The organism is uncultured Campylobacter sp., assembly GCF_937981295.1.
Classification (GTDB): Bacteria; Campylobacterota; Campylobacteria; order Campylobacterales; family Campylobacteraceae; genus Campylobacter_B.
The window spans coordinates 59,679-85,465 of sequence record NZ_CALJPC010000080.1 but is presented as its reverse complement, the minus strand read 5'-3'; the positions used below and the strand labels follow the sequence as shown (position 1 = coordinate 85,465).

The window sequence follows — 25,787 nt, the reverse complement described above, 5'->3', positions numbered from 1 at the left end:
TGCAAAATTTATTGCATTAGAGGGAATTGGGGATGCAAAACAACCTTTATCTAATAATAAAATTAATCAAAGAAAAAATAGTTCTCATATTTTTGTCGGCAGAAGAATCAACTGGTGTAGGAAAAGAGAAAGGAATACTGAGATAGGAAGTATGGGTGAAGAATTTGTATATGAGTACGAAAAAGAAAGAGTATCTAACTTTGATCTTTCATCTGTTGATCGTGTATTACATTTAAGTATATTGCAAGGAGACGGTTTGGGGTATGATATAAGCTCTGTTAATAATGATGGTAGCACTAGAAGAATAGAGGTTAAAACTACATCAAGTGGATTAGAAACCCCATTTTATATGAGTGAAAATGAAAAATTATTTTTTGAAACTTATAAAGATGATGGAGCGTATGTTTATAGGGTTTATGACTTTAATAGAGATACAAGAAGAGGTAAAATCGAGATAATAAGTGCAAATGATTTGCTAGATAATTACAACTTTGATCCTGTAACATTTGCGGTAACAAAAAAGTAATATCTTAGGCTATAAGAATGTTCTTTATTGTTGGATAATTTACAAAATGAAACCCGAGAATATATGCACCAATCTTGGGTTTGTAAATTTTCCCATATCTTTTTATTGCCTAAAAGACTTCATCTTAGCTTCCAAGACAATTAATGGGAGTCTTAATTTTCTATATACCATTTCTATCCTTTATTGATATCTTTAGGTTGCCAACTTGCTCCTAAATTAATATAAAGTTCAATTTAACATATTTTTAATAGTCTAGTTAAAGCCCTATAAGCTGACGCTACGCAAAATTACCACATTAGCCACACGTTATCATGTTGAATGCTTAAAAAGCATCGTCTATGAGTACTCTTTATACTCTTAATGTTCGTTTCTTGTATTGTATATCTCACAGATCGGCTGTTTTTTGAGTCTTTTATAGCAACTTTAACCATAGTATGCAAAAGGTTTGCCCAAATTTATAAATCTAACGCTAAACTTTAAACTAAACCTTGCACAAGTCCATAAAATCGGTCCAAATTAAAGCATTTTTGGGTGCCGTTAAGTCTACCAAGTTGCTTTGTCTGCACCTATGTATCAAGAGTCATAAAAATTTAGTTCTTGCTGAAGCGATAGAAATCTCAAAATTTTAACTACGCAAAGCGTTGCTGGCATGAGCAAATTCTTCTTTTGACTAGAGGTATTCGGATGTATTACTAAAATGCGTGCAGGCTAACCAAAATTGACTACTTTATAAATCCGACCTGCGGTAAAATTTCAGCCAAAGCCGCGTCCTTTTTCTCGTTAAATTTGATCTTATTTTGCTCGAAAAGATTATTTCCGTGCGCGTCAATCGAGACGATGAGCGGACCAAACTCCTTCACGCGGCACTTCCACAGCGTCTCAGGCATCCCAAGCTCCGTCCAGTCCGCGCTCTCGATCTCCTCGACCTGCGTCGCGGCCACTACCGCGCAGCCAGCCGGAAATACGCAGTGTATCGCGCCAAACTCCTTGCAGCCGCTCATTGTGCCCTCGCCCATGCCGCCTTTGCCCACGATCAGGCGCACGCCGGTTTTAGCGATAAATTCGCGCTCAAATTTCTCCATCCGCATGCTCGTAGTCGGCCCCACGGAGATCATCTCGAAGCACTCAACGCCCGTTTTTCTGATGATCGGCCCCGCGTGCAGGATCGCGCCGCCCCTGATATCTAGCGGCAGCTCGCGACCTTCCTCTACAACGCGTCTGTGCGGCACGTCGCGGCAGGTGACGATGTGTCCGCTGAGGTATATGACGTCGCCGATCTTTATATCTGCCAGATCCTCGGGCGCGATCGGCGTGGTTAAAATTTTCTTACTCATAGCGCGAACTCCTTGTGCGATTTTACGGCAAAGCTTAGCTGCTCGTCCCAGACGATATGGCCTTTGCGGTGCGACCAGCAGCCCACGTTTACGGCGACGGCGATGACGCTTGGGTGGCGGGCGCAGTTTTCGATATGTACGCCCATGACCGAGCTTGCGCCGCTCATGCCTTGCGGGCCTAGGCCGATTTTATTGATGCCATCTTCGAGCAGCTTTTCGGTTAGCGTGGCGCGGTCGTTTGGATTTCGCGAGCCTAGCGGCCTCATCAGCGCTTTTTTAGATAGCAGGGACGCCACGTCGATCGAGGTGCCGATGCCTACGCCCACTAGCAGCGGAGGACAGGCATTTATGCCGTAGCTTGTCATGATGTCCATGACGAATTTCACGACTCCCTCGTAGCCCATGCCAGGCATCAGCACGGTCGCCTTGCCGGGCAGACTACAGCCGCCGCCGGCCATATAGGTGTGTATCTCGCATTCGCTGCTTTGCGGCACGATCTCCCAAAATACGCTCGGCGTGCCCTTGCCGACGTTTTTACCGGTGTTGTACTCGTCAAAGGTCTCGACGCTGTTGTGACGCAGCGGAGCCTCGCGCGTCGCTCGCAGTACGGCCTCTCGCAGCAGCTCCTCAAGCTCGCCGATGAGCGGGAAGTTCGCTCCGCAGCGCACGAAAAACTGGATCACGCCCGTATCCTGACAGGACGGACGGTCTAGCTGCTTAGCTAGGCGCTGGTTTTCAAACATCGTTTTGTAGATCTCCTTTGCCAGCGGTTGCATTTCGCGCTCGGCGAGCTCGCTCAGCTTCACCGTCACGTCGTCGGGCAGCACCTTACCCGTGTAGCCGACGAATTTCGCCATGACCTCGGTCATCTTTTGCACGGCTTTTTGTTTATCCATCGCTTCTCCTTTTAAATTTCGTCCTCTAAAAACGGCTCGGGATTTTTAAGCAACCAAAGCACGAACAGGTATCTAAGCTTACCCACATCTTCAGCACGCCAGCTCTTTCTTAGATCATAAAACATCTCATCAAGCGCGTCGTCATTTAGCTCATCTAGCCTATCGCCTAGCTTAAAATATTTTTTTGATTTCGGCGGTGGTTTTATCGGTATAATCGTCATCCCATAAAATCCAACTTCCATATTCCCCGTTATAGTCCCAGTACCAGTATAAATTAGTAACCGCATGTATCATTTTATACTGCACGCTATCTTTTTGTCTTAAGAATTTCATCCAAAAATCATAGGTAAATTTACTGTATTCTTGCGGATCGTGTTTTTCCATATCCGTTGGATACTCGGGCACATATAGATATTCCAACCTTTTGCCGAAGCGGCGCCAAACATCTGTTTGTTCATCTGGTGATTTTGGTATAGTATTGTATATTATAAACGGCGTCATCTTATCCAAATCCCCCGATGCCTCTAATTGCATATGATATAAACCAAACATTAGCTTTTGCTCTGGATTAATGACATACTTTGATACTCTAGGCAGCATGTAATATACGTAATTGCACATTACGCCAAAATCAGTATTTAAAACCTCATTCATCTCTTTAGCATATTTATAAAAATAGGATCCGGGATGGGCTATAATTATTAGTTTTTGATGCGGTTTTAAATTTTTATATACATACCACATAAAATTTCTAAGGGGCGTCTCGCCCTTTTTATTTTTAGCGTTTATGTCGCCGCCTTGCATGATGATCCATTCGATTAAATTTGCGCCCATATACACATAGGGCGAGTTTGGGTCTTTTTTCTTGATATTTTTGTCCGCATGAAGCATATGCAGTATCGTGTTGCCGTCTTTGTCGGTCGCATTTATATCGAGGGCTTGAAATACCGCTTTGATCTTTTCTTCATCGCCGCTTTGCAAAATTTCATTAAAATTTTTAGGCAACCTTTTACGCCTCCATAGTCGCGCCTTATCATAAATGATACTTTCAGATACGTAAGCTAAAACACAGCCTATCGCGTAGCAGATGATGTCCGTCCAATTGAATGTTCCACCAAAAATTATCCGTAGCAAGGAATTTTGTATGCCTAAAATTTCAAGTACTTTAAAATATTGTGCAGTTTCGATAACTAGCGAGAGAACAAAGACCGCGAGCGCTAAAGCTTTAGGCGGCAGCCTAAACGCGGCTCGCCCGAATGCATAAAGCATCGCCGCGGCTAGCACATCGCCTAGATAGTAGCGTATGAAGCCGCCTTTGACGTAAATTGCGATAAAAATTTCAAATGCTAAAATAGCAATACCCGCCATCGCCCAGTTCATTCTAGTATCCCGACAATACTCACTTCTAGATGCGTCCGCAGGCGGAAGTACTGCTTTTTTCGTATCCTCTCGCAACTTTGCCCCTTACAAATTTTTTCTAAAATTTTAGAGATGATTTATCAGGCTCGCGTTGTACGCGGCGCCGAAGCCGTTGTCGATATTTACGACGCTCACGCCGTTTGCGCAGCTGTTTAGCATCGCTAGCAACGCCGCCAGCCCGCCGAAACTCGCCCCGTATCCCACGCTGGTGGGCACCGCAATCACCGGCACGCTCACGAGGCCTGCAAGCACGCTAGCTAACGCACCCTCCATGCCGGCTACCGCGATCACGACATTTGCGCCGCGTATCTCGTCTAAATTTGCGATCAGCCTGTGCAGTCCCGCCACGCCCGCGTCGCTAAATTTACGCACGTCGTTGCCTAGAAATCGCGCCGTTTCGTACGCCTCCTCCACTACTGCGCCGTCGGCGGTGCCGGCAGATACTATCGCGATGTAGCTTTGCGTGAGCGCGGGCTCTTTAAATTTGACGCTGATGACGCGGCCGCGAGCGTTAAACTCCGCCTGCGGCAAGATTTCGCGCAGCCGCTTGAAAACTCGCTCGTTCGTGCGCGTGATTAGGATATTTTGCCCTCTCGCGCCGATCGCACTAGCGATGCGCAAAATTTCATCATCCATCTTGCCCTCGCCGTAGATCACCTCGCCCGTGCCGTTTCGCAGGGCGCGCTGGGTGTCGATCTTGGCGCAGCCCACGTCCTCGTAGGGGTAGTTTTTCAGGTATTTTAGCGCCTCTTGCTCGCTCACGCGGTCGCTTTTTATCCCCGCGAAAAGCTCTAAAATTTCATCCTCTCTCATGCAAAACATCCTCTCTAAGCCCCTTTAGATCAAGCGTCACCTCCGCCGCGCCAAGCGTCACGAGCTGCCTAACGACGCTTTTAAATTTTGCGTCGTTTAGGAAGCCCCGCATGCTGGAAAAGGGCATTTGCAGCTTTATATTTTTGCGGTCGCACCGCGCGCGGACGTTTGCGTAGCCGCTTACGATGAGTAGATTTTCCGCCGCTTCGATCAAATTTAGCTCGCTCTCATCGATCTCGCGCCCGTGCGGCAGACGCGTTAGCAAACACGCGTAGCCGGGCTTTTCGGCGGTGGGTAAGCCCAGCTCGCGCGATAGCTCGCGGATTTCTGATTTGGTTAAATTTATTAGCGGCGAGAGCACGCCCAGCTCCTCTTTTGCTTTTAGCCCCGGGCGGTGTTCGCCCAGATCGTCTCGGTTCGTGCCGTCTGCGACGCGGCTAAAGCCAAGCTCGCGGGCGCGCTCGATCAGCCGCGAAAACAGCGCCTTTTTGCACAGATAGCAGCGGTTTTCGGGATTGTCTTTGATCTCCTCTGCGACGCCGAGCTCTAAAATTTCGTGCCTGATGCCGTAGATGCGGGCAAATTCTACGGCTTCGGCGATCTCGCGCGAGGACATGTAGGGCGATCTGATCGTTATGCCGATCGCGCGCTCACCCAGCGCGTCGTGCGCCGCGCGCAGCAGCAGCGAGCTGTCCGCGCCGCCGCTAAATGCGACTGCTAGCTCGCCCAGCCTGCGCAGATCAGCCTTTAGTTTTTCTAGTTTCGTCATAGATTTTCAGCACCTCTTTTCGCACCCGCTCGATCGTCGTGCCGTGCGCGAGCGCCGCGGCCTTGCAGTCCTCGAATTCGGGCTTGATTTTTAAAATTTCTCGGATGGAATTTGAAGCGGCGGAATTTTGTCGTGCGTCCGAATTCTGCTGCGCATTCAAATTTTGCTCCGCGTTCAAATTTTGTTGCGCGCTCGCGCCCGTTTCGCAAGCCTCGCCGCGCGAAATTTTAAGCCCTATCTCGCCGAATTTCGTCTGCACCCGCGCAAACTCGCGCTTTAGCTCGGTTTTAGCAACCTCTATCTCGCGAACGCCGATCGCCGTCGTGTGCGTAAAAATCAGATCCTTTAAATTTTGCGCGTCCTGTTTGCGGCACAGCGCGTTTAGTTCAAAGCCCGCGCGCCCCTTTTTCATAAAAATAGAGCGGCTAAATACGTCCAGCGCGCCGTTTTCTCGTAAAATTTCGCACGCAAGCGCAAAGCTCTCGGCATCCATATCGTCGATGTTCGTGGAGATTAAAATCTGCTTGCAAACCTCGCCGTAGCCAGCTCGTGCGGCTAAATTTGACTCGCCGCTTTTATCGCTTAAATCCGCCTCGCATATCATCGCGCGAAGTACGTTTGCAAAGCCCGCGGCGTCTTTGCCGCCAGCGCCGTAGCCGATCTTTTCGATACTAAAGCTCGCGCCGTCCATAAACTCGTCCGCGCAAGCCTTTAAAATCGCCGCTCCCGTGGGCGTAGTCATCTCGAAATTTGCGCGCCCTAAGCTTACGGGCACGCCTTTTAAAATTTCGCAAACGGCGGGTGCCGGCACGCTAAGTGCGCCGTGATCGCAGATCGCTACGCCGCCGCCAAGTTCGATTTTGGAGCTTAGCACGCGCGAGACGCCTAAATTTTCAAAAAGATATTCAAGGCAGATCGCCGCGCCCGCGACGTCGGCGATGCTATCTATCGCGCCGACCTCGTGAAAATGCACCCGCTCTATGTCCGTGCCGTGGACCTTAGCCTCGGCCTCGGCAATCGTGCGAAATATCGCGCCCGCTCTTTGTTTGCAGCGTCCGCTTAAATTTGAACTTTCTAAAATTTGCTTGATACCCGCGTAGCTTCTGGCGTGAGGCTTGGATTTTAGTGGCACGACGTCGATTTTTGTCGCGGCGATGCCGTTTTTTAGCACGTTTTTGCGCACGAGTTTAAATTCGCCGGCTAAATTTAACTTTTCTAGCTCGGCGCAAAGATAGCCAAAATCCACTCCGAGCCCCACCAGCGCGCCTAAATTCATATCACCGCTAATGCCGCAGCTCGCGTCGTAATATAAAATTTTAGCCAAGCCTAGGCCTTAGGCACCGTCATCGAGCCAAATGGCAGGATGATGATTTTAGCGTCCGCGCCCTTTTGCGCGAGCGCGTCGTCCACGGCCTTTTGGATGTCGTGATACGGTTTTAGATGCACGGCTCGCATCTCATCGTCGCTAAGCTCGCTCACCGCCCAGGTCTGCGCCCAGAGCGAGATTTCGGCCATTTTAGCGGCCTTGTGATAGCCGAGCTTAAAGCCCGCGCTGATCTTTTCGAGCACCTTTTTAGGCGTATCCGCGGATGCCATCAGATCAAAAAACGGCTTTGGCCCGATGCCTGTGCGGCACTTTGCGACCATTATTAAAATTCCGTCCTGTGCGAGTGCTAGTTTGCCGTTATCTAGGGCTTTTTGCGCTTGATAGAGATCGACGTCCATCGGATAGGGCGCGACCGAGATCACGATATCTGCCTTGCGCGGGATATTTACGCAAAAGACCTCGTCGGCCTTTTTCACGCAGTCGTAAAAGCTGCCGTTTAAGTCGCCCGTGCTTGCGTAATACACGCCGTGCTCGCTGTCAAGCACCGTCTGGATCGAAAAAACGTCGATATGCGCAAGAACTTTCATCGCGTCGATCATATCCTCGTGCACCGGGTTGCCCTCTAGTCGCAGAGCTTGCGCGTCGGAGCTTAGGGCGAGCTTGTGGTTTTGTGTGATGCTCTCATACGACGCGGTGCCAGGCAAAAAGGCCTTTCTGCCGCCCGTGTAGCCCGCGAAATAGTGCGGCTCGACCGAGCCTATGACGATCACTTTTTTGGCTTCTGCTACGATTTTGTTTAGATACATCTGCGTGCCGTTTTTGGACTCGCCTAGAAATACCATCTCGTCGTGCTTGGAGTCGTGATCGTGAACTTCGTTTTTGGCTCTGATTTCCGCGTAAATTTCTTTGCCGAAGATCATCTCGTATTCTTCCTGCGTGCCCTCTCTGTGGCAGCCGGTGGCGATGATGAAAATTTTATTTTTCTCGCAGATTTTCGGGTAAATTTGCTTTAAAATTTTTGCCGTCGGCGTCGGGCGTGTACCGTCGTTTACGATGACGACGATCTTTTCATCGCCTGCGATAAACTCGTCAAAGCTTTTTTGATTTATCGGATTTGCCAGAGCCTTTGCGATGAGCGATGTTTCGTCAAATTTAGCCACGGGGTTTGGATCAAAAACGCCGAGCAAATTTTTCTCGTTTATCTCTAGACTTAGATGATCGTCTTTGCCGTATGCGATAGGGATTTGCATATCTGCCTCCTGTGTGGAATTTGGCGGGATTATAACGTAAATTTTATTTAAAACGAATTAGCCTAGAGCGGGTTATGAACGGAATTTAGAAAGCTTTAGAATTTAAAAATTTAGAGCATTTAAAATTTCAAAATTTTATAAAATTTTAAAAAGCCACTGGGATTTAAAATTTAAAGCTCGCGAGCCATATGCCCGCGAGCGCAACTATTATAAATAGCCGTAAATATGAGCGAAGATAAAGCCCATCGCGCATGAAGTAAGAACGCCTATTAGCCCAGGGAAAATGAAGCTGTGGTTGATGACGAATCTGCCGATGTGTGTAGTACCGGAGCGGTCGAACTGTATCGCCGCAAGATCGCTCGGATAGGTAGGCAGGATATAGTATCCGTAGCAAGCCGGTGCAAACGCAATAATAAGGCCCGGATCAATGCCGATGCTAACCGCGAGCGGTACGAAAGTAGCAACCGCTGCCGCTTGAGAGTTAAGGAATTTACTAATTAAAAGCGAAACGATGACATATGTCCATGGATAGGCCTTAACGACCTCGCCAAGGGATGCCTTAAGCATTTCGATATGAGCAGTAAACATAGTCTCTGCCATCCATGAAATTCCATAAATGGCTACGAGCGCGATCATACCGCTATGAAAAATTTCATTTTTAGCGATATTGCCCGCTTTTATGCCCGAAACGATCATCATGATGGACGCCGCTAGGAGCATGAAAATTTGAATGGTTAAGACCATATTTAAATTTGTGGTCTTTTTCATCGTATCTTTTACGACAATGCTTGCGTTTGCGATGCTCTCGCTCTTATCGCCTGTCGTAATTACTACATTTCCGTCTTGAGCGACGATGCTTTGGGTAAGCTTTTTATCTTTGTCGTAAATTTCGACGCTATTAAATTTCGTCGCATCTTTGGCTTTGGACTCTTTGACGTTTGAGACGACCTTACCGCCGTCCACCATAGAAATGACCTGACCATCTTTGATCGTGATATTTTTGACCGTTTTTTTATCGACGATGATCTCTACGGATTTTCCAGGGACATTTTTAGTCCACGCAGGGCGTAAGCTTTTTTCGTAACCCAAAACCGCTACTAGCGCAATAGTTGCTAAGAAAATCCACATGCAAACCCACTTAATCCTAGGAAGCTTTTGACCTAGCAAGGTCGTGCTTTCGCCGTAGATATATTTTTTCTGCTCTGGATCTTTGATCTTTTCTTGGAATTCCGGATCTTTATCCAGATCTTTACCTCTAAAAATCGACCACGTTCCGATCGCAAGCATACCGATGAAAGTAGAAGGGATAGTGAGTTTTAGCAGATCCAAGTACGTACTAAAGCCCTCGATATGCACGCCTTGACCTAGCAAGATCGCGACCATCGAAACGCCGGCAACCGAAACGGGGCTAGCGATGATAGCAAGTTGCGAGGAGATCGTAGAAGCAGCCATCGGGCGCTCAGGGCGAATCCCATTTTTAATAGCTACGTCATAGATGATCGGAAGCAGCGTATAGACGGTGTGTCCCGTTCCGCATAAGATTGTAAGCGTCCACGCCACAGTTGGAGCGATGATACATACCATCTTCGGATGCTTACGAAGCAATTTCTCCGCTATTTGAAGCATTACATCAAGCCCTCCCGTAGCTTGTAGCGTTGCACTTGCTACGACAACTGCGAGGATAGTTAAAATAACGTCCACTGCCGGCTTACCCGGCTCTAATCTAAATCCAAACACTAAGATCACTAAGCCTATACCGCCTAGAATTCCCAGCGCCATACCACCTTTTTTAGCACCATAAAACAAACAGCCCAAGACTATAATGAGCTGCAAAAAGAATTGAGTGCTTTCAGACAAACTTGTCAGAAACTCCATAGTTTCTCCTTCAGTAAAATTTAAAACAAACTTTGGCGATTATACTAACTTTTTATTTAAACAAAATTAAAGGAGCGTTGCGAATTTTAAAAATCTGTCAAAATAAAAATTTACTGAAATTATAATTTTAAAGCGGAATTTATATAGCAAAAATGCGAAAAATAAAATTTTACTTAGAGCTATTTTTATATCGTAGAATTTCGTAACTTTTAAGAAATCTTAGAATTTCATTATAGCTCAAGCTTTAAACCGATTTTTAAGCCTTGGGGGAGTATCATTTCGCAAAGAGTAGATTAAGATGAATTTTAAAAAATTTTGTATTGCCCTTTTGATTTGTTTATCGCAGATAGCAGCAGCCGGCAGCTTTGATCTAAATGCCACGCTGCGTCTGGGCGCATTCGACGCAAGCTCGCACCGACTGCTTTTATGCGGCAGTGGCGGCGAGCTTAGGATGTTTGATACTGCTAAATGGAATGTGGAGTTCGCGCAAAAATACAGCGATAACGAAATCACGGCTCTAAATTTTAAAAACGGCAAAATTTATCTAGCTTGGGGCGGAGCCGAAATCGCGGTGCTAAACGATAGACTAAAGTTTTTACGCACGCTTAAGACGGGGCGTAGCGGCACAGCCCAAATAGATGTGATCTATGCCGCAAAAGACGCGATTTACGCGGTAGTGGATAAGAATCAACTAATAAGATTAGACGAAGACCCTGATAACAGCGCGGATGGCGGCTACGCCTCAGGCGAGAATTCCACCGCGAACGGGCAATCTTTAAATAGAAATTCCGCCCCAGATGGGCTGCGCGGAATTTCGTTTCATTACGGCAGGATCAATGCCGTTAGCCTGGGCGCTAACGGACTTTGCGTCGCAAGCTGGAACGGCGTAGCCTGTTTTAGCGCAGATCTTGTCGCGACTAAATTTAGCGGCATCAATACAGCGCCTAATCGAGCCGCGCAGGGAGAGCTTGGTAGCGTGAAATTTAAAGATGCAGAATTTAATAATGCGAAAAGCGCGCAAGGCTCCGAGCCAAACGAAACGAAAGCTGGCGGCGCAAAGAGCGCGGAATTTCAAAGCTTAGAATTCAAAGGCGCAAAATTTCAAGACGAGGGGCTTAAAACTCAAAGCGAAATTTCAGCCGAAGCTGGCAATAAAAATTTAAGCGGCTCTATAGCCACTGCGCTTGCAGACTGCGACGGGACGCTGTTTGTGGGCGATATAGAGGGGAATTTTATAAATTTAAAAAGCGGCGAGCGCAAAAGCGTGGGCTCTTGGATCAAATCCATCGTGTGCGCCCGCGGCACGCAGTTTATCGCTACTAAAGATAAAATTTACGAAAATCAAAAAGTAGGATTAAAGGAGGTTGTGGATTTAAAAAGCGAATTTTTAGCGATGTACGCAGACGGGGAAGCGATCCTCGTAGTCAGCAAATCAGGTAAAATTTTAAAATTCTAAGAAAGGATTAGTATGTTAAAAAGTTTCAAACCCGTGCTTTTGGGCTCGGTTTTGTTCGCCGCAAGCGCCCTGTGTGCCGCGGATAGCGACCTAGAGCGCGTGATGAAAGAACGAAATTTAAGCGAAAAAGACGTTTTAGCGGCGGCTAAGACCTATCAGCCGACCGGTAGGAAGGACGATTATATGGTCTTCTCTTCCGGCGGTCAAAGCGGACAGGTGATCGTTTACGGCGTGCCGTCGATGAGGATCTACAAATATATCGGCGTATTTACCCCGGAGCCTTGGCAGGGATACGGCTTTGACGAGGAGAGCAAGGCGGTCTTAAGATCGGGCTCCATTAACGGCAAAGAGATCAACTGGGGCGATACTCACCATCCAAATTTCAGCGAAAAAAACGGCGAGTATGTGGGCGATTATCTCTTTATTAACGATAAGGCAAACCCAAGAATCGCGGTTATAAATTTATCAGATTTCGAAACCACTCAAATAGTCGTAAATCCGGTAATCAAAAGCGATCACGGCGGCTCTTTCGTAACGCCTAATACCGAATACGTCATCGAAACCAGCCAATACGCAGCCCCTTTTGATAACGACTGGCACCCAATCGAGGAGTATCAAGCAGTCTATCGCGGTGCAGTAACGCTATGGAAATTTGACTACGATAAAGGTAAAATCGACGTAAATAAATCCTTCTCGCTAGAGCTTCCTCCATATATGCAAGATTTAAGCGACGCGGGTAAAGGCGAGAGTTTCGGCTGGGCGTTTACCAACAGCTTCAACTCCGAAATGTACACGGGCGGCATCGAAAAGGGTCTGCCTCCGATGGAAGCGGGTATGAGCCGCAACGATACCGACTACTTGCACGTTTATAACTGGCAAATTCTAGAAAAACTTGCTCAAGATAGCAAAAACTACAAGGTTGTAAACGGACACAGAATCGTTACGATAGACGCCGCCGTAAAAGCGGGAGCGCTATTTTTGATCCCTGAAGCTAAATCCCCTCACGGCGTCGATGTTAGCCCTGATGGTCGCTATATCATTATCGGCGGTAAATTAGATACTCACGCTAGCGTTTATGATTTCAAAAAGATCAAAGAGCTAATTGATAAGAAAGAATATGCAGGCAAGGATCCATACGGAATTCCGATCTTAGATATGCAAAAGACGCTTCACGGACAAGCAGAGCTTGGTCTTGGACCTCTTCATAATACCTTCGATTCACAAGACGGCGTAATCTATACATCACTTTACGTCGATAGCCAGATCGTAAAATGGAACTACAAGACGCTAAAGGTTTTAGATAGGATCAACGTTCACTACAATATCGGTCACCTTGATTCTATGGAGGGAAAATCCTCAAAGCCTGTCGGCAAATACGTAATCGCGCTGGATAAGCTTTCGATCGATAGATTTAATCCTATCGGACCGCTTCATCCGCAAAATCACCAGCTGATTGACATTACAGGACCTAAAATGGAGATGCTTTACGATCTTCCTATCGGTCTAGGCGAGCCACATGACGTAGTTTCTATCGCAGCCAGTAAGCTTCATACGAAACCTACCTATACTATGGGAACAAACTCTCGTACCGGCAAGCAACACCCTGCTATGACGCTAGCAGGTCAGGAGCGCATCGAGCGCGACGGCAAAAACGTAAAAGTCTATGCTACAGCGATCCGCAGCCATATTAATCCTGAGCACATCGAGGTTAATAAGGACGATAACGTAACGATCTATATGACAAATTTAGAGCGTGCCGAGGACGAAACTCACGGCTTTACGGTTGATGATTATGATCTGCATATGTCGCTTGAGCCGGGTAAGACTGCGAGCGTAAATTTCATCGCAGATAAAGAGGGCGTATTTCCTTTCTACTGCACGGAATTCTGCTCTGCGCTACACCTTGAGATGTTTGGATATCTATATGTAAAAGATCCGAATAAAAAATACACTTCAGCTAAAGCATCTATGCTAAAAGCTCTTAGCCCTGAAGCTCTAAAAGCCGAATACGACAAGGTAGTAGCTACGAATAAAGCCACCGACGACGTTATTCAATCGGTCGTTAAATTCTTAAAAGAGAAGAACTACGAGAAGTATCCTAAGGTCAAGGCTTTAGTCGATGACGCGCTGGATCAATACGGCAAAATTCCTGAAACCAAAGCCAAGGCAGACGCCGCGGTAAAAGCGGGCGATATGAACGGCGCGATACTTTGGGAAGGTCAAGTTTGGCAGTACCTAGTAAAAACCGCAGATGTCGGACTTCGCGCTAAAAACAACCTGATCCGCGAGCTCTCCACTCCTATGAGCGAGGCTGCATCTAACGGCGAGAAGGCTTACCTACGTGGAGGCTGCAACGGCTGCCACGTCATCGGTCAAGTAAGCTCCGGTCCTGATCTAACAGGCGTCCTACTCCGCCATGAAAACGGCGAGAAATGGGTAGCCGATTTCATCAAAGACCCTGCTAAATTCTACGAAGACGACTACGTTAAGGCAATGATAAATTACTTCAACCTTCGCATGCCAAATCAGCATATGAAAGACGAAGAGATCAAAGACATCATCGAATACCTAAAATGGGTCGATGAGAACGCGGGCCTTAACTAGCCCCACTCTCCCCCGCAAGGGGGAGAATTTAAAGGAGATGAAATGCCAAAATATAAAATTTACGCGATTTTAGCGCTGCTTATTATGACGGTCGCTTTTACCATCCCTACGCTCGGATTTTTCAAAGTCCAAGGCAAAATCGTATCGGGGCAGGTTAGCAGCGTCTCGCAGCTGCCCGCATACTCCGCACCGATATGGAATTTTTATACGAAAGCATCGTATAAAAATCACCTAATTCCTAGTGATGTTAAAAACGATCTAGGCGCGATGCTGGAGCATAAATTTGAAGTGGGCGTACCTAGCATACCGGTGTGGAAAATTTCACTTGAAGCGCCGAACTATCCGAAAGAGGCTTTCCCCGATGGAATTCCACTTTACGTCCACGTAGACGGCTTTAGCGGCGATGTCGGCGAGATGAATACCCTAAATCACTATATCGGCATGTATCCCGTCTGGCGCGGCGGCACGCTCGAGCACTCGCTATCGCCGTATTATCTCATAATCGCTACGATCGGCATACTTGCATTTTTGTACTACGACGGCAAGGGGCAGACCCTGCTTATGATCCTGCCGATCATTGCGCCGCTTATCTTCATCGGCTGCTACGTGGGTTGGCTCTATTGGTTCGGGCATAACCTGCAAGACTGGGGCGCGTTTAAAATAAAGCCTTTTATGCCTACAGCATTTGGCGACGGCAGCGTAGCGCATTTTACTACCCATTCATATCCGGCTCTTGGCTTTTGGCTGATGCTGGCCCTGTCGCTGCTATCGGCGTTAGCTCTACTATCTAAGAAAAAATTCCTACGAGAGCATAGATGAGGCTTTTGCTTCTAGCATTCTCGCTCGCGCTAAGCTTAGGCGCGGGCGAGCTTCAAGACGCGATCGATAGCGCAAAAGCGGGCGATATTATAGAACTAGCCGCGGGCGAATACCACGGCAATATTTTAATCAATAAACCCCTTACTATCGACGGACTAGACCGCTCCGCCGTGATCATAGGCGATCGCAACGCAACGGTCATCCGCGTCCGCTCTCCGCATGTTACAATCAAGAATTTAACAATTCAAAACGGAGGCTTCGAGCATCTTAGCGAGGATGCGGGGATCAACGTAAGCGACGTAAACAGCGTAATCATAAAAAATAATCTCATCAAAGACGTGCTCTACGGCGTCGTGCTAAGCAAGGCAAACGACGTAACGATCGAGGGCAACGAAATTTCAAGCAATACCTACCGCACGAGTTTTAAAGGCGACGGCATCAAGCTTTGGTATTCCAATGCCAATAAAATTTTAAATAACGACGTCCACAACGTCCGCGACACCGTTTTTTACTTCTCTAATGGCAATCTCGTCGCAGGCAATAAAGGCCACAGCTGCCGCTATTCTCTGCACTTTATGAACTCCGGGCACAACGTCGTGGAGGATAACTACTACGACGGCAACAGCGTGGGATTATTTTTTATGTTTTCAAGCGATAATATCGCCAGACGTAACGTCGTGCGCAACGCAGACGGCGCTTACGGCGTAGGCATAGGTATGAAGGATAGCTCAAATTTCAGGGTTACGGATAATAAAGTCATCTACAACGCCCGCGGATTTTATCTGGATCAATCCCCCTATCAGCCGGGCTCACTTAACGTTTTTGAAAACAACGATATCGAATACAACAGCATCGGCGTGCAATTCCATGCCACGCAGCTAAAAAGCGTATTTAAAAACAATAAATTTAAAGGCAATATGGAGATCGTACTGAACGATACGCCCCAATCCAAGCTCTTGCAAAACGAATGGAGTGGCAACTACTTCGACGATTACGACGGATTTGATCGCGATGGCGACGGCTACGGCGACGTTAGCTACAGCTCATACGCCTACGCGGATAGGCTTTGGGCGTATAAACCGAATGTGCGGTTTTTTTACGGCTCCAGCGGGATCGCGCTTTTAAATTTCATCTCCAAGCTCGCTCCGTTTTCAGAGCCTGAGCTACTGCTAAAAGATCCAAAACCTAGGATGAGGCAATGATAAAGAATAGACGCGAAGCGATAAAACTACTCGGCGGAGCGCTCGGAACACTCGGGGCAGCGAGCTTGTTTGCGGATGAAAATTCTGCCAATTCCGCGGGCAGTGAAGCGCAGAATTTAAACGAGCAAAATTCCATAAATTCCACAGGACAAAATTCCGCACCGAATTCTATAAAACAAAATTCTAGCGGGAATTCCGCCTCTTTATATCTGCGCCCGCCCGGAGCGCTAGCGGAACGAGGCTTCCGCTCTAGCTGTATCAAGTGCGGTCAATGCGTGCAGGTCTGCCCCTATCACAGCATCTATCTGCTCGATATTACGCATCTTTTTGATATCGGCACTCCCGTTATCGACGCGAAAGAGCGGGGCTGCTATCTTTGCGGCGCGCTTCCTTGCGTGCTCGCCTGTCCAAGCGGCGCGCTTAGCCACGAAACGAACGAACCTAAAAAGGTTGCGATGGGTATCGCCGTGATTAAAAATTTAGACGCCTGTTTGGCGTATCGCGGGCAAACTTTAAAGTCTAGCGATCTGCGTCTAAAGCCTGCCAAGACCGAGCAGGAGCGAGAGTTAAACTCCGCGCTGGCAGCCAAAGAGGGCAAGGTCTGCGATCTATGCGCATCGCTGTGCCCTTACCCGCAGCCATTTGATGCCATAGCTATGATAAAAGCGGGCGCGCATTTCGCCCCGCAGATCCGTAGCGCTTGCGTCGGCTGTGGCGCGTGCGCAGAGCTCTGTCCGGCGCGTATCATCGAGATAATCCCGCGGGCGGATTACAAATCAATCTATGAAGGAAAACAATGAAAAACTCTATTAAATTCTACCTCTACTCGCTAGCTGCGGCGCTTTTGCTGTGCGGCTGCGGAGATGATGGCGATTCAGGCTCTGCCGCCGCAAATTCTGCAGGGCAGAATTCCGTTTCGCAAGGCCCCGCAGGGCAAAATTCTGCGGATCAGAATTCCGCGAGTTCAAATTCCGCATCGCAGAGCGCGGAACAAAATCATACTGCAAAGCCTCGCATCAGCGTTAAAAGCGGGGAAGCGCCCAAGAAGGACGATAAGTTCGTAAGCTACGATTTTTACGGCGAGCGAAAGGTAAATTTTAACCTAAACGGCGATGTAAACGAAACGACCAAAAATATCGTGGCGTATTCAAGCATCAAAAACCAATACGAAAAGCTAAATTTCGACCTTATGAAAAAGCGCCTTGGGCATGATTTTATCCTGCGCTGTTCAGCGTGCCACGACGACTACGCCAACGGCATCATAGGTCCGTCGCTTCTGGATAAAACCGACGCGCAGATCGTGGATATGATTAAAAAGTATAAATTCAAAGAAAAGCCTAATCCTCTTATGGTGCAGCTCGTAAACGGCATGAGCGAGCAGCAGATAGAGACGATGGCGAAAGAAATTTACGAGTTCAATCAACAATTTAAGGAGCAGAAATGAAACCGGGCAAAATTTTAGCTTTGATGTTGGGTGTAGCACTGATCGCGCTGATGATCTTTATGGCTAGTTCGGACGATTCTAGCGCGCCGCAGCAAGAAGTCAAGCCGCAGGTGCAAGCAAAACCGGCGCCGCAGAGCAAGAGCGTCGATCTCATCGACGATAAGGACGTAAAAAATATTAAAATTTTAGAGCAAAGCGTCAAAGAGCGCGATTTTAAGGTTAGTAGCTCCTATCTGGTAAGCTGCGCGCCCTGCCACGGCGATGACGGACGCGGCAAGATCGCTCCGCCGATCGGTGGCAAGAGCAAGGATCAAATTTTAGCAAGCCTCAAAGATTATAAAGCGGGTAAGATCAAAAACAGCCTGATGAGCGGACTTTTAACCAACGTAAGCGACGAGAGCCTAGATAAGCTCGCGGATGAAATTTCAAAATTTAAAGAGTAGCTCTTGGATAAATATAATTCGCGATGCACGATCAAAAATACGAGCTTTTTCTCGACCTTCGCGCTTAAAAACAGAAGCGGCAAATGGCGCCCCAGCATTCGGGCGCTGCGCTATGCTACGGTATTTTTGGTGCATCTGCTTTTCGTGCTTTCATTTCGCGCCGATATTCAAATTTTAGAAGGCGACATCAGCGGCTCGCGAATACTTGGCTTTCACCTAGCAGATCCCTTTGCCACCCTTGAGGTGATCGCCGCGCACAAGGATCTGCCGATAAATCTGCTTATCGGCTCGGGCACTATTTTGCTGTTTTATTTCATCGCGGGCGGCAAGGCGTTTTGCTCGTGGATCTGTCCTTACGGAGCGCTTAGCGAGATCGGCGAAAAGCTGCATAATACGCTAATCGCTAAGCACGTCATCAAGGAGCGCGCCCTGCCTCGCGGTATGCGATATGCGATCTGGGCGGTGTTTTTGCTGCTAAGCGCGATTACGGATCTACTCGTTTTTGAAATTTTTAACGTCGTGGGAATTTTATCGCGCCTCATCATCTACGGCTTCTCGCTGGCGGGACTTTGGATCGTTTTTGTGTTTTTGCTCGAAGTATTTTTTAGCAGACGGGTGTGGTGCACGCACCTATGCCCGCTAGGCAGTACCTATTCGCTTGCGGCGAAAGCTAGCCTTAGCAAGATTACTTGGGATAAAAACAGGTGCGATCACTGCGGCGTTTGCCAAGACGTCTGCTTCGTCTCGCACGTGCTAGACATCACTAAAAAAAAGGCGTCCGAAAACCTGGGCGATAAGAGCAAATTTATGTTAAAAGGGATCGACTGCACGCTGTGCGGACGCTGTATCGACGTGTGTCATCAAGACGCACTCGGTATCGGCAATAAGCTAAAAGATATGATCTAAGGAAGCCTATGATAGAGATTAAAAACGTAAGCAAGAAATTTGCAGATCAATTCGTTTTAAAAGATATCGATCTAAATATCGCGAACGGCGAGCAGGTGCTTTTCGTCGGGCAAAACGGCGCGGGCAAAAGCTCGCTGATGCGGACGATTTTGGGCGAATACATACCCACAAGCGGCAGCGTCGCCATCGACGGATTTGATTCGTTTAAGCAGCGCAGCCGCGCTCTACGCGGTATCAGCTTCGTGCCGCAAACCCCGCCGCCGCTTAAGCTGAGCCTAAATGAGCTCATCTATTTCGCCGAGCGCACGGCGGACGCAAGTAGAGCGGACATAGTAAAATTTTGCGACGAAATGGAGCTTGATCTGAGTTCAAATTTAAACAAGCCTTTCTATAAGCTATCCGGCGGTATGAAGCAGAAATTTTTAATTGCGCTAGCATTCGGCAGAGCTAGCAAGGCGATGATTTTCGACGAACCGACCGCTAATCTCGATCCGAGCGCGCGCGAGCGTTTTAAGACGCTTTTGCACAACCACGCAAAAGATAAGAGCTTGATCTTTATTTCGCATAGGCTCGAGGAAGTGGGAGGACTGGTAAAAAGAATGATTTGTATGGATCTAGGGAGGATCGTAGATGATAAAAATGTTTAAAATTATGCTTTGCGCACTTGCGGCGCTTACGTTTTTAGGCTGCGGCGACGAGAAAGACTACGGCAACGTCCACTACGACAGAGACGTGTGCGAGCACTGCCAGATGGCGATCAGCGACAACCGCTTCAGCGTCGATGTGCGCGTGGACGGTAAAAACCACTACTTTGACGACATCGGCTGCTTGGTGGATTTTATGGTTACCAACGACAAACTAAACTGGCTGAAGGACGCCAAAATTTACATCAACGACGCTAGCGGCAACGGCGAGTTTATCGACGCACGCACGGCGCATTTTTACAAGGGCTTTAAAACCCCTATGTCGTTCGGCTGGGGCGCGTTTAAAAACAAGCAAGAGGGCAAGCAAGACTTCAGCTTCGATCAAGTAGTCGCGGCGCTTAAAGCGGGCGGCGGCTCGCACGGCATGGGAATGGGCGATATGGGTCGCGATGCGCACGGCGATATGGGAAGCATGCACGGACACGGCGACATGGGCGGAATGAGTGGAATGCAAGACCCTCACTCCGCAGAGCACGGCATGAGCGAGCCGCAACACGATATGGGCGGTATGGGGCATACTCACGGCTCAGATCATGGCATGAGCGGCGATGCGGGCAGCACGGCGCACCCTCAAGGCGCGCCGCACGATATGGGGCAGATGCACGAGGGTAATGGCACGGCACACGGTATGCCTTCTGGGCACGCGCATTAAGGATGTTCAGCTAAGATGAAATTTTAAGCGGCCCATGTTTTGCGCTAAATTTAAAGCGTAAAATTTCAGCGTGCCGCCCGTGCCGCCATAGATGAGATAAAATTTTAATTTGCAGCTGCGGCGTGAGGCAAAGCTAGGCTTAGAAAACGACCGCGAAATTTTATCTTGCGACGCGGCTAAATTTAACGCGCGGCATGAAATTCCGCTTTGCACGTTAAATTTACGCGGACGCGCCAGTTTAAAATTTTGCCGTAAATTTAAAATATCCGGTGCAAAATCTCGCTGCCTTGAGATTTTTAGAATTTTAAAATTTTATGCTGCGAGATACGCCTGGTTTTGAAATTTTACGGAGCTGAAATTTAAGAGGTCTCGTCAAGCGGCTAAATTTTAAAACTACGACGGATGACGGATAGCGGGCGGCAAACCGCGCGCTGTTTGAGTGCGCCGCAAGCGAGCCATAAATTTAAAATTTATGCGCGGTCCGCAGTCGCAGGCGGCGGATAAAATTTCGCCGCTTGTTTAAACGCTAGACGGGCAAAATTTAAGGCCACGAAATCCGCGCCGCAAAACGGAGCCGAGCTTAAAAGCGCGCATTTAAGCTGCGCGAGCATCTAAATTTAAAAGCGCACCGAGGCGCAATAAAGGAATATGAATGAAAAATTTACTCACCATCGCCGCTTTGGATATCAAAGAGTCCTTCCGCTCGCGCTGGTTTTTGCTCTATCTGTTGATCTTTAGCGGGCTCGTGGCGGCGTTTTTCATCACGGGGGTGACCGATTCGCGCGTGCTCGGTTTCAGCGGGCTTTCGCGACTGCTGCTGCTGTTTATTCAGATCTGCATCATCATCCTGCCCGTCTTCGTGCTCGTAACCACCAGCAAGGCGATCCTAGCCGACCGCGACCTAAATATCTTAGAATACCTGCTAAGCTTCCCGATCTCGCAGGCGCAGTATTATTACGGCAAGGCGCTGGGAAGGCTATTTGGAGTGTTCGTGCCGATATTTTTGTCGCTGCTGCTTGCGATCGTTTGGGGCGCGATCAAAGGCACGGGCATTCCGTGGGCGATCTGCCTGCTTTATACGGGGCTGCTTTTTAGCTTATGCGCGGCGTTTTTAGGGATCGCGTTTTTGATCTGCGCCGTCTCAAAAAGCCAAGAGATGGGGCTTGGGCTCGCGTTTTTCGTCTGGCTTTTCTGCCTCGCGTTTTTGGATCTCGTGCTGATCGGACTGCTCGCAAAAACGGGAGTGAACGAAAATTTAATCTTTGCGATCGCCCTAGCAAACCCGATGGAGGACTTCCGCATCGCCGCCATCAGCCTGTTTGATCCCGATCTTGCGGTCATCGGTACGACGGCGTATTTTATCCTAGATCACTTCGGGCGCGGGCTTTTTATCGCCTTTTCACTGCTCTATCCGATCGCTCTGGGCGCGGCGAGCCTCGTTTTGGGCTATTTTATCTTTAGATCGAAGGATTTAGCGTGAAATTTCCACTCATTTTGGCGGCATTTATAGCGCTTTGCGGCGCAGCGGAGATGCAAAATTCCGCGGCTCAAAGCTCCGGCTCGGCACAAAATTTAGACACACCTGATAGTATAGGCTCCGGCTTGGTGCAGAATTCTAAAAGCATGCGCGAGATCGCGTGGCTTAAAGATATAAATCTTACCTGCGCCAAATACGGCATCGATACTAGCGCGCACCCGGAATTTCGCGCCTATGCAAGGCTCAAAGACGGCAGCGCGCTAGCGTTTGCTTCGCCCAAGGCGATGTTTGCGTATTTTTTCGAGGGTGAGAGCTCGGGCGCAAATTTTAACGGAGCTTCCGCAAAGATGAATTCTGAGAATGAAAATTCTTTGGGAGCGAATTCTGCGAGCAAAAATCCAGTTAACGGCAATTTAGGTGAGGCAAATTCCGCTGATGCAAATTTTGATGGTGCGGAGCTTTACGTCACTGATTACGCAAACGGCGAAATTTTGCGGGCGCAGGACGCGTTTTATGTCTTCGGCAGCGTGCTGCAAAGCGCCAGAGGCGACGATCTCATCACGTTTGCGAGATTGCGCGACGCGCAAGACTTCATGCGCGAGAAAAAGGGGCATAAAATTTTGCAGTTTCGCGAAATCTCCGCCAAGCTAATCGATTATCTAAGATGATCGAGCCGCTTGGCGAAATTTAAACTAAGTTATTTAGTATATTTTATTCATAAAAATTTATCTTTTATTTTAGTGCGCTATTAAGGGAATTTAAAGCAATTAAAAAATACAATCACGTTAAATTTTATCTATAAGAATTAGATAGTGTAGTTTTTTAGTATATTTATTGAGGGCTGCATTCTCGCTTATTTTTAAAATAAATTTCAAGGAGACGTCATGGCAAACGACAAAATCGCAAAACAAAAAGGCTCACGCAAGAAGGCTGCGACGGATGAAAATTCCGCTGCGAATACGGGAGAAAATTCCGCCGCAAATGCGGTCAAAAGCTCCGCCGCGTCCGTTTTTGATAAAAGCGCAAATATCGCTCAAAATTCCGCTGCAAATTCTACGACTTCCGCCTCGCATACTCGTGACAAAATTTCTAAAAATCGCGCCGCAGGTGAGAATTCCTGCGACGAGTGCGACTGCGAAGCCAAAAATTCCGCACCGAGTTACGATGATAGCGCAAACTCTGTTTCAAGCACGAACTTTGCGGCGCACTCAAGCACTCAAAGCGCAGGCAACGCCCAAAATTCCGCGATAGGCTCTACGACAAATTCCATGGCTGATTCTTTGACAAATTCCATTTCAAATCCTGCAAAGAGCCCAAGCAGCAAAGGCCACATCTCTTGCTCGCACGAACATAGCGATAGCTCCGCAATCCACTCGCATCTACACGACGAAGATCTTGCGACCCACCCACACGATCAAGAAGAAAACCTCGCAGCCTATTTGCACGAATACGGTGCAAATTCTGCGGCGTATTCGCATGAGCACGACAAAGATTCCGTCATCAGCTCACACGAGCACGACAAACATTGCCATGATCACAAGCCTCACTCTCACCGCGCGATTATCGGATTTGACGAGCACGGCATCCCAAAAGTTTTAGTACCCGCAGAGGCTAGTCCGCACACGCATAAAGACGCACAGGGCAATCTTTTCGAGTATTTTCACGAGGCGGAATTTACGGCGGATTATATGAAGGCGGTGCTTGAATACAAAAAGACCTTCCCCACAAAACAAGAAGTACTTGAGAAAACCCCTGATCCCGCCGTGCGCGAAATGATGCTTAGGATGGAGCAGATCGGCGTAGATACGGCGTTTGATCGCTTCGATAAACAGATGCCGATGTGTAGCTATGGACTTACCGGAGTATGCTGTAAGATCTGCAATATGGGGCCTTGCAAAATTACTAAAAAGGCCGATCGCGGCACTTGCGGTGCAGACGCCGATCTCATCGTATCGCGCAACCTATTGCGTCAAGTAGCTGCAGGCGTAGCTCAACACGGCGCGCACGCCAGAGAGCTTCTGCTGTCGCTAAAATGGGCGGCGCAGGGCAAGCTAGATCTGCCAATCATAGGCGAATACAAAATCATCAATACCGCCAAAGCCTTTGGAATTCCAACTGAAGGCAGAGAGTTAAAAGAGGTAGCGATCGAGCTTGCCGATACGCTTTTGACAGATCTTTCGCAAAGTAGCGGCGAGTATAAAACCATCACTGCGCTCGCACCCAAGGAGCGTCAAGAAGTATGGCGGAAGCTAGATATCTTGCCGATTAGTGCATATAACGAAGTCTTTGAGGCGTATCACCGAACGGGTGTAGGCACGGATGGAGACTGGCGCAGCGTGATGCAGCATCTTTTGCGCTGCGGGCTTGCTTTTACATTCACTGGCGTAGTAGCTGCAAATATCGCTACGGATGCGCTATTTGGCGTAGGAGATCGCGTAACTTCCAAAAGCAATATGGGCGCGCTTAAAAAAGGCTGGGTCAATATCGCCGTGCACGGACATCTGCCGACATTAGTAAGCCTAATAGTAGAGATTGGAAATTCTAAAGAGTACCAAGACAAGGCTCGCGCAATAGGCGCGCAGGGGATCGCATTTTACGGCGTGTGCTGTTCTGGACTATCGGCGATGTATCGCAACTGGGGCGTCGTACCGCTCTCAAACGCCGTAACTGCCGAACTCGTCATAGGCACGGGAGCGCTTGATCTGTGGGTCGCCGATGTCCAAGATGTCTATCCTGCGATCATGGACGTGGCTAACTGCTTCCAGACCAAGGTCGTTACCACAAGCTCATCAGCTAGGCTTCCCGGAGCCGAGCATATCGGCTACGATCATCACCATAGTAATATCGCCGAGACTAGGAATTTAGCACGTAAAATTCTAGACCGCGCATTGCAATCTCACGAAAAGCGCAAGGGGCTGCCGGTATATATCCCGCCGTACGAAGTTGAGGCCGAAGTGGGCTTTTCGGTAGAATTCGTCCATAAACACTACGGCGGCATGGAGCCGTTAGCGCACGCGCTAAAAAGCGGTGAAATTTTAGGCATAGTAAATATGGTCGGCTGCACCAATCCTAAAGTGCCTTATGAGCGCGCTATCATAGATGTCGCACAAACCCTAATCGAAAATAACGTCCTAATCCTAACCAACGGCTGCGCATCGTTTCCGCTAATGAAGCTGGGCTTTTGCCAAAAAAGCGCGTATAAAAAAGCGGGCGCGTCACTGCGGGCGTTTTTAGAAAAAGATGAGCTTCCGCCGATATGGCACGTGGGCGAGTGTATCGATAATACCCGCTCCAGCGGAATTTTCGCAGGTATCGCAGGAGTGCTAGGCAAAAATCTCTACGAGCTGCCGCTTGCCTTCACCTCTCCCGAGTGGGCGAACGAAAAGGGTGTCGATGCCTCGCTCGGATTCCGCCTAATGGGCATCGACTCGTATCACTGCGTCGAGTATCAAATCCACGGCTCCGCAAATGTCATACACTTTTTCAAAGAGGGCACCAGGCGTGCGCTTGGCTCTGTGATGCACGTAGATACCGATCCGGTCGCGCTTGCGTTAAAAATGGTAAGCGACATGCGCTTAAAACGCAAAGCTCTAGGCTGGCAGTAGCGACGGATGGATTCATTTCGCATCGCATTTTAAGCGATGCGAAATTTCATGATAAAATTTAACCTCTTGCGGGCAAATAAAATCCCGCGGCCAAACGGCAAGTAAAATTCTACAACTAAGTGGCTAGCAAAATCGCGATCAAATAAAGAGAAAATTTTCGCGCAGCATTCGTTTGTGAAATTTTAAATCAAATCTTCAAATCCTACGTAAAATTTTGCCGCGCGTTGCGTCTGCTGCTAAATCGGCGGAATTTAGCCAGGCAAAAT

Annotated in this window: 23 protein-coding genes; 14 read left to right on the top strand and 9 right to left on the bottom strand. The window is 48.2% G+C overall.

The window, feature by feature from the left end:
* The coding region (locus tag Q0135_RS08050; RefSeq protein ID WP_297989687.1) for a DUF3883 domain-containing protein at positions 1-526 on the top strand (526 nt) is incomplete at its 5' end.
* Positions 527-1,248: 722 nt separating this feature from the next.
* Here the strand turns inward: Q0135_RS08050 and ttdB are convergent.
* The 9 genes from ttdB to Q0135_RS08005 all read right to left on the bottom strand — a co-directional run bounded on the left by ttdB (position 1,249) and on the right by Q0135_RS08005 (position 10,209).
* Positions 1,249-1,860, bottom strand: a complete 612-nt coding sequence (gene ttdB, locus Q0135_RS08045; protein WP_297989686.1) for a L(+)-tartrate dehydratase subunit beta — start codon at positions 1,858-1,860, stop codon at positions 1,249-1,251.
* Entirely contained in the window at positions 1,857-2,756 is a 900-nt protein-coding gene (gene ttdA, locus Q0135_RS08040) for a L(+)-tartrate dehydratase subunit alpha (RefSeq protein ID WP_297989684.1), read from the bottom strand. The genes ttdB and ttdA overlap by 4 nt, the downstream gene beginning before the upstream one ends.
* A gap of 11 nt (positions 2,757-2,767) precedes the next feature.
* A complete protein-coding gene (locus Q0135_RS08035; RefSeq protein ID WP_297989682.1) occupies positions 2,768-2,977 on the bottom strand; it encodes a hypothetical protein in 210 nt (69 codons plus the stop codon).
* Positions 2,928-4,211, bottom strand: a complete 1,284-nt coding sequence (locus Q0135_RS08030; protein ID WP_297989680.1) for a DUF2809 domain-containing protein — start codon at positions 4,209-4,211, stop codon at positions 2,928-2,930. Before Q0135_RS08030 ends, Q0135_RS08035 begins: the two co-directional genes overlap by 50 nt.
* 30 nt (positions 4,212-4,241) lie before the next feature.
* Entirely contained in the window at positions 4,242-4,988 is a 747-nt protein-coding gene (gene larB, locus Q0135_RS08025) for a nickel pincer cofactor biosynthesis protein LarB (protein ID WP_297989689.1), read from the bottom strand.
* Positions 4,975-5,757: an ATP-dependent sacrificial sulfur transferase LarE gene (gene larE, locus Q0135_RS08020; protein ID WP_297989678.1), complete on the bottom strand. Its 783-nt coding sequence runs from the start codon at positions 5,755-5,757 to the stop codon at positions 4,975-4,977. The genes larB and larE overlap by 14 nt, the downstream gene beginning before the upstream one ends.
* Positions 5,729-7,081 (bottom strand): nickel pincer cofactor biosynthesis protein LarC, encoded by a 1,353-nt coding sequence (gene larC, locus Q0135_RS08015; RefSeq protein ID WP_297989676.1) that lies wholly within the window; start codon positions 7,079-7,081, stop codon positions 5,729-5,731. Before larC ends, larE begins: the two co-directional genes overlap by 29 nt.
* A 2-nt stretch (positions 7,082-7,083) precedes the next feature.
* The gene (gene larA / locus Q0135_RS08010) at positions 7,084-8,334 is read right to left on the bottom strand and encodes a nickel-dependent lactate racemase (protein WP_297989674.1); all 1,251 of its coding nucleotides are present in this window, start codon (positions 8,332-8,334) and stop codon (positions 7,084-7,086) included.
* A 207-nt stretch (positions 8,335-8,541) separates the two neighbouring features.
* Positions 8,542-10,209, bottom strand: a complete 1,668-nt coding sequence (locus Q0135_RS08005; RefSeq protein WP_297989672.1) for an anaerobic C4-dicarboxylate transporter — start codon at positions 10,207-10,209, stop codon at positions 8,542-8,544.
* 298 nt (positions 10,210-10,507) lie between these two features.
* On the opposite strand from Q0135_RS08005, the gene Q0135_RS08000 reads away from it, so the two are divergent.
* The 13 genes from Q0135_RS08000 to Q0135_RS07940 all read left to right on the top strand — a co-directional run bounded on the left by Q0135_RS08000 (position 10,508) and on the right by Q0135_RS07940 (position 25,521).
* Positions 10,508-11,665 carry a hypothetical protein gene (locus Q0135_RS08000; RefSeq protein WP_297989671.1) on the top strand — a complete coding sequence of 386 codons (1,158 nt, stop codon included), beginning with the start codon at positions 10,508-10,510 and terminating at the stop codon, positions 11,663-11,665.
* A 12-nt stretch (positions 11,666-11,677) separates the two neighbouring features.
* Positions 11,678-14,269: a Sec-dependent nitrous-oxide reductase gene (nosZ, locus tag Q0135_RS07995; RefSeq protein WP_005870833.1), complete on the top strand. Its 2,592-nt coding sequence runs from the start codon at positions 11,678-11,680 to the stop codon at positions 14,267-14,269.
* A 42-nt stretch (positions 14,270-14,311) separates the two neighbouring features.
* On the top strand, positions 14,312-15,088 hold the full coding sequence (locus Q0135_RS07990) for a cytochrome C (protein WP_297989669.1): 777 nt from the start codon (positions 14,312-14,314) through the stop codon (positions 15,086-15,088).
* Positions 15,085-16,290, top strand: a complete 1,206-nt coding sequence (locus tag Q0135_RS07985; RefSeq protein WP_297989667.1) for a nitrous oxide reductase family maturation protein NosD — start codon at positions 15,085-15,087, stop codon at positions 16,288-16,290. Before Q0135_RS07990 ends, Q0135_RS07985 begins: the two co-directional genes overlap by 4 nt.
* Positions 16,287-17,090 carry a 4Fe-4S dicluster domain-containing protein gene (locus tag Q0135_RS07980; RefSeq protein ID WP_297989665.1) on the top strand — a complete coding sequence of 268 codons (804 nt, stop codon included), beginning with the start codon at positions 16,287-16,289 and terminating at the stop codon, positions 17,088-17,090. Before Q0135_RS07985 ends, Q0135_RS07980 begins: the two co-directional genes overlap by 4 nt.
* Positions 17,087-17,734: a hypothetical protein gene (locus tag Q0135_RS07975; RefSeq protein ID WP_297989663.1), complete on the top strand. Its 648-nt coding sequence runs from the start codon at positions 17,087-17,089 to the stop codon at positions 17,732-17,734. The genes Q0135_RS07980 and Q0135_RS07975 overlap by 4 nt, the downstream gene beginning before the upstream one ends.
* Positions 17,731-18,177 (top strand): cytochrome C, encoded by a 447-nt coding sequence (locus tag Q0135_RS07970; RefSeq protein WP_297989661.1) that lies wholly within the window; start codon positions 17,731-17,733, stop codon positions 18,175-18,177. Before Q0135_RS07975 ends, Q0135_RS07970 begins: the two co-directional genes overlap by 4 nt.
* Before the next feature lie 3 nt (positions 18,178-18,180).
* Positions 18,181-19,083: a NapH/MauN family ferredoxin-type protein gene (locus Q0135_RS07965; protein WP_297989660.1), complete on the top strand. Its 903-nt coding sequence runs from the start codon at positions 18,181-18,183 to the stop codon at positions 19,081-19,083.
* Between the two features lie 8 nt (positions 19,084-19,091).
* Positions 19,092-19,730, top strand: coding sequence for an ABC transporter ATP-binding protein (locus Q0135_RS07960; protein WP_297989658.1), 639 nt, complete (start codon positions 19,092-19,094; stop codon positions 19,728-19,730).
* On the top strand, positions 19,714-20,439 hold the full coding sequence (locus tag Q0135_RS07955; protein WP_297989656.1) for a hypothetical protein: 726 nt from the start codon (positions 19,714-19,716) through the stop codon (positions 20,437-20,439). The genes Q0135_RS07960 and Q0135_RS07955 overlap by 17 nt, the downstream gene beginning before the upstream one ends.
* Before the next feature lie 652 nt (positions 20,440-21,091).
* Positions 21,092-21,919 carry an ABC transporter permease subunit gene (locus Q0135_RS07950; protein ID WP_291940222.1) on the top strand — a complete coding sequence of 276 codons (828 nt, stop codon included), beginning with the start codon at positions 21,092-21,094 and terminating at the stop codon, positions 21,917-21,919.
* Positions 21,916-22,584 (top strand): nitrous oxide reductase accessory protein NosL, encoded by a 669-nt coding sequence (locus Q0135_RS07945; protein ID WP_297989654.1) that lies wholly within the window; start codon positions 21,916-21,918, stop codon positions 22,582-22,584. Before Q0135_RS07950 ends, Q0135_RS07945 begins: the two co-directional genes overlap by 4 nt.
* Positions 22,585-22,800: 216 nt before the next feature.
* Positions 22,801-25,521 carry a carbon monoxide dehydrogenase gene (locus Q0135_RS07940; protein WP_297989652.1) on the top strand — a complete coding sequence of 907 codons (2,721 nt, stop codon included), beginning with the start codon at positions 22,801-22,803 and terminating at the stop codon, positions 25,519-25,521.
* Positions 25,522-25,787: the final 266 nt, after the last annotated feature.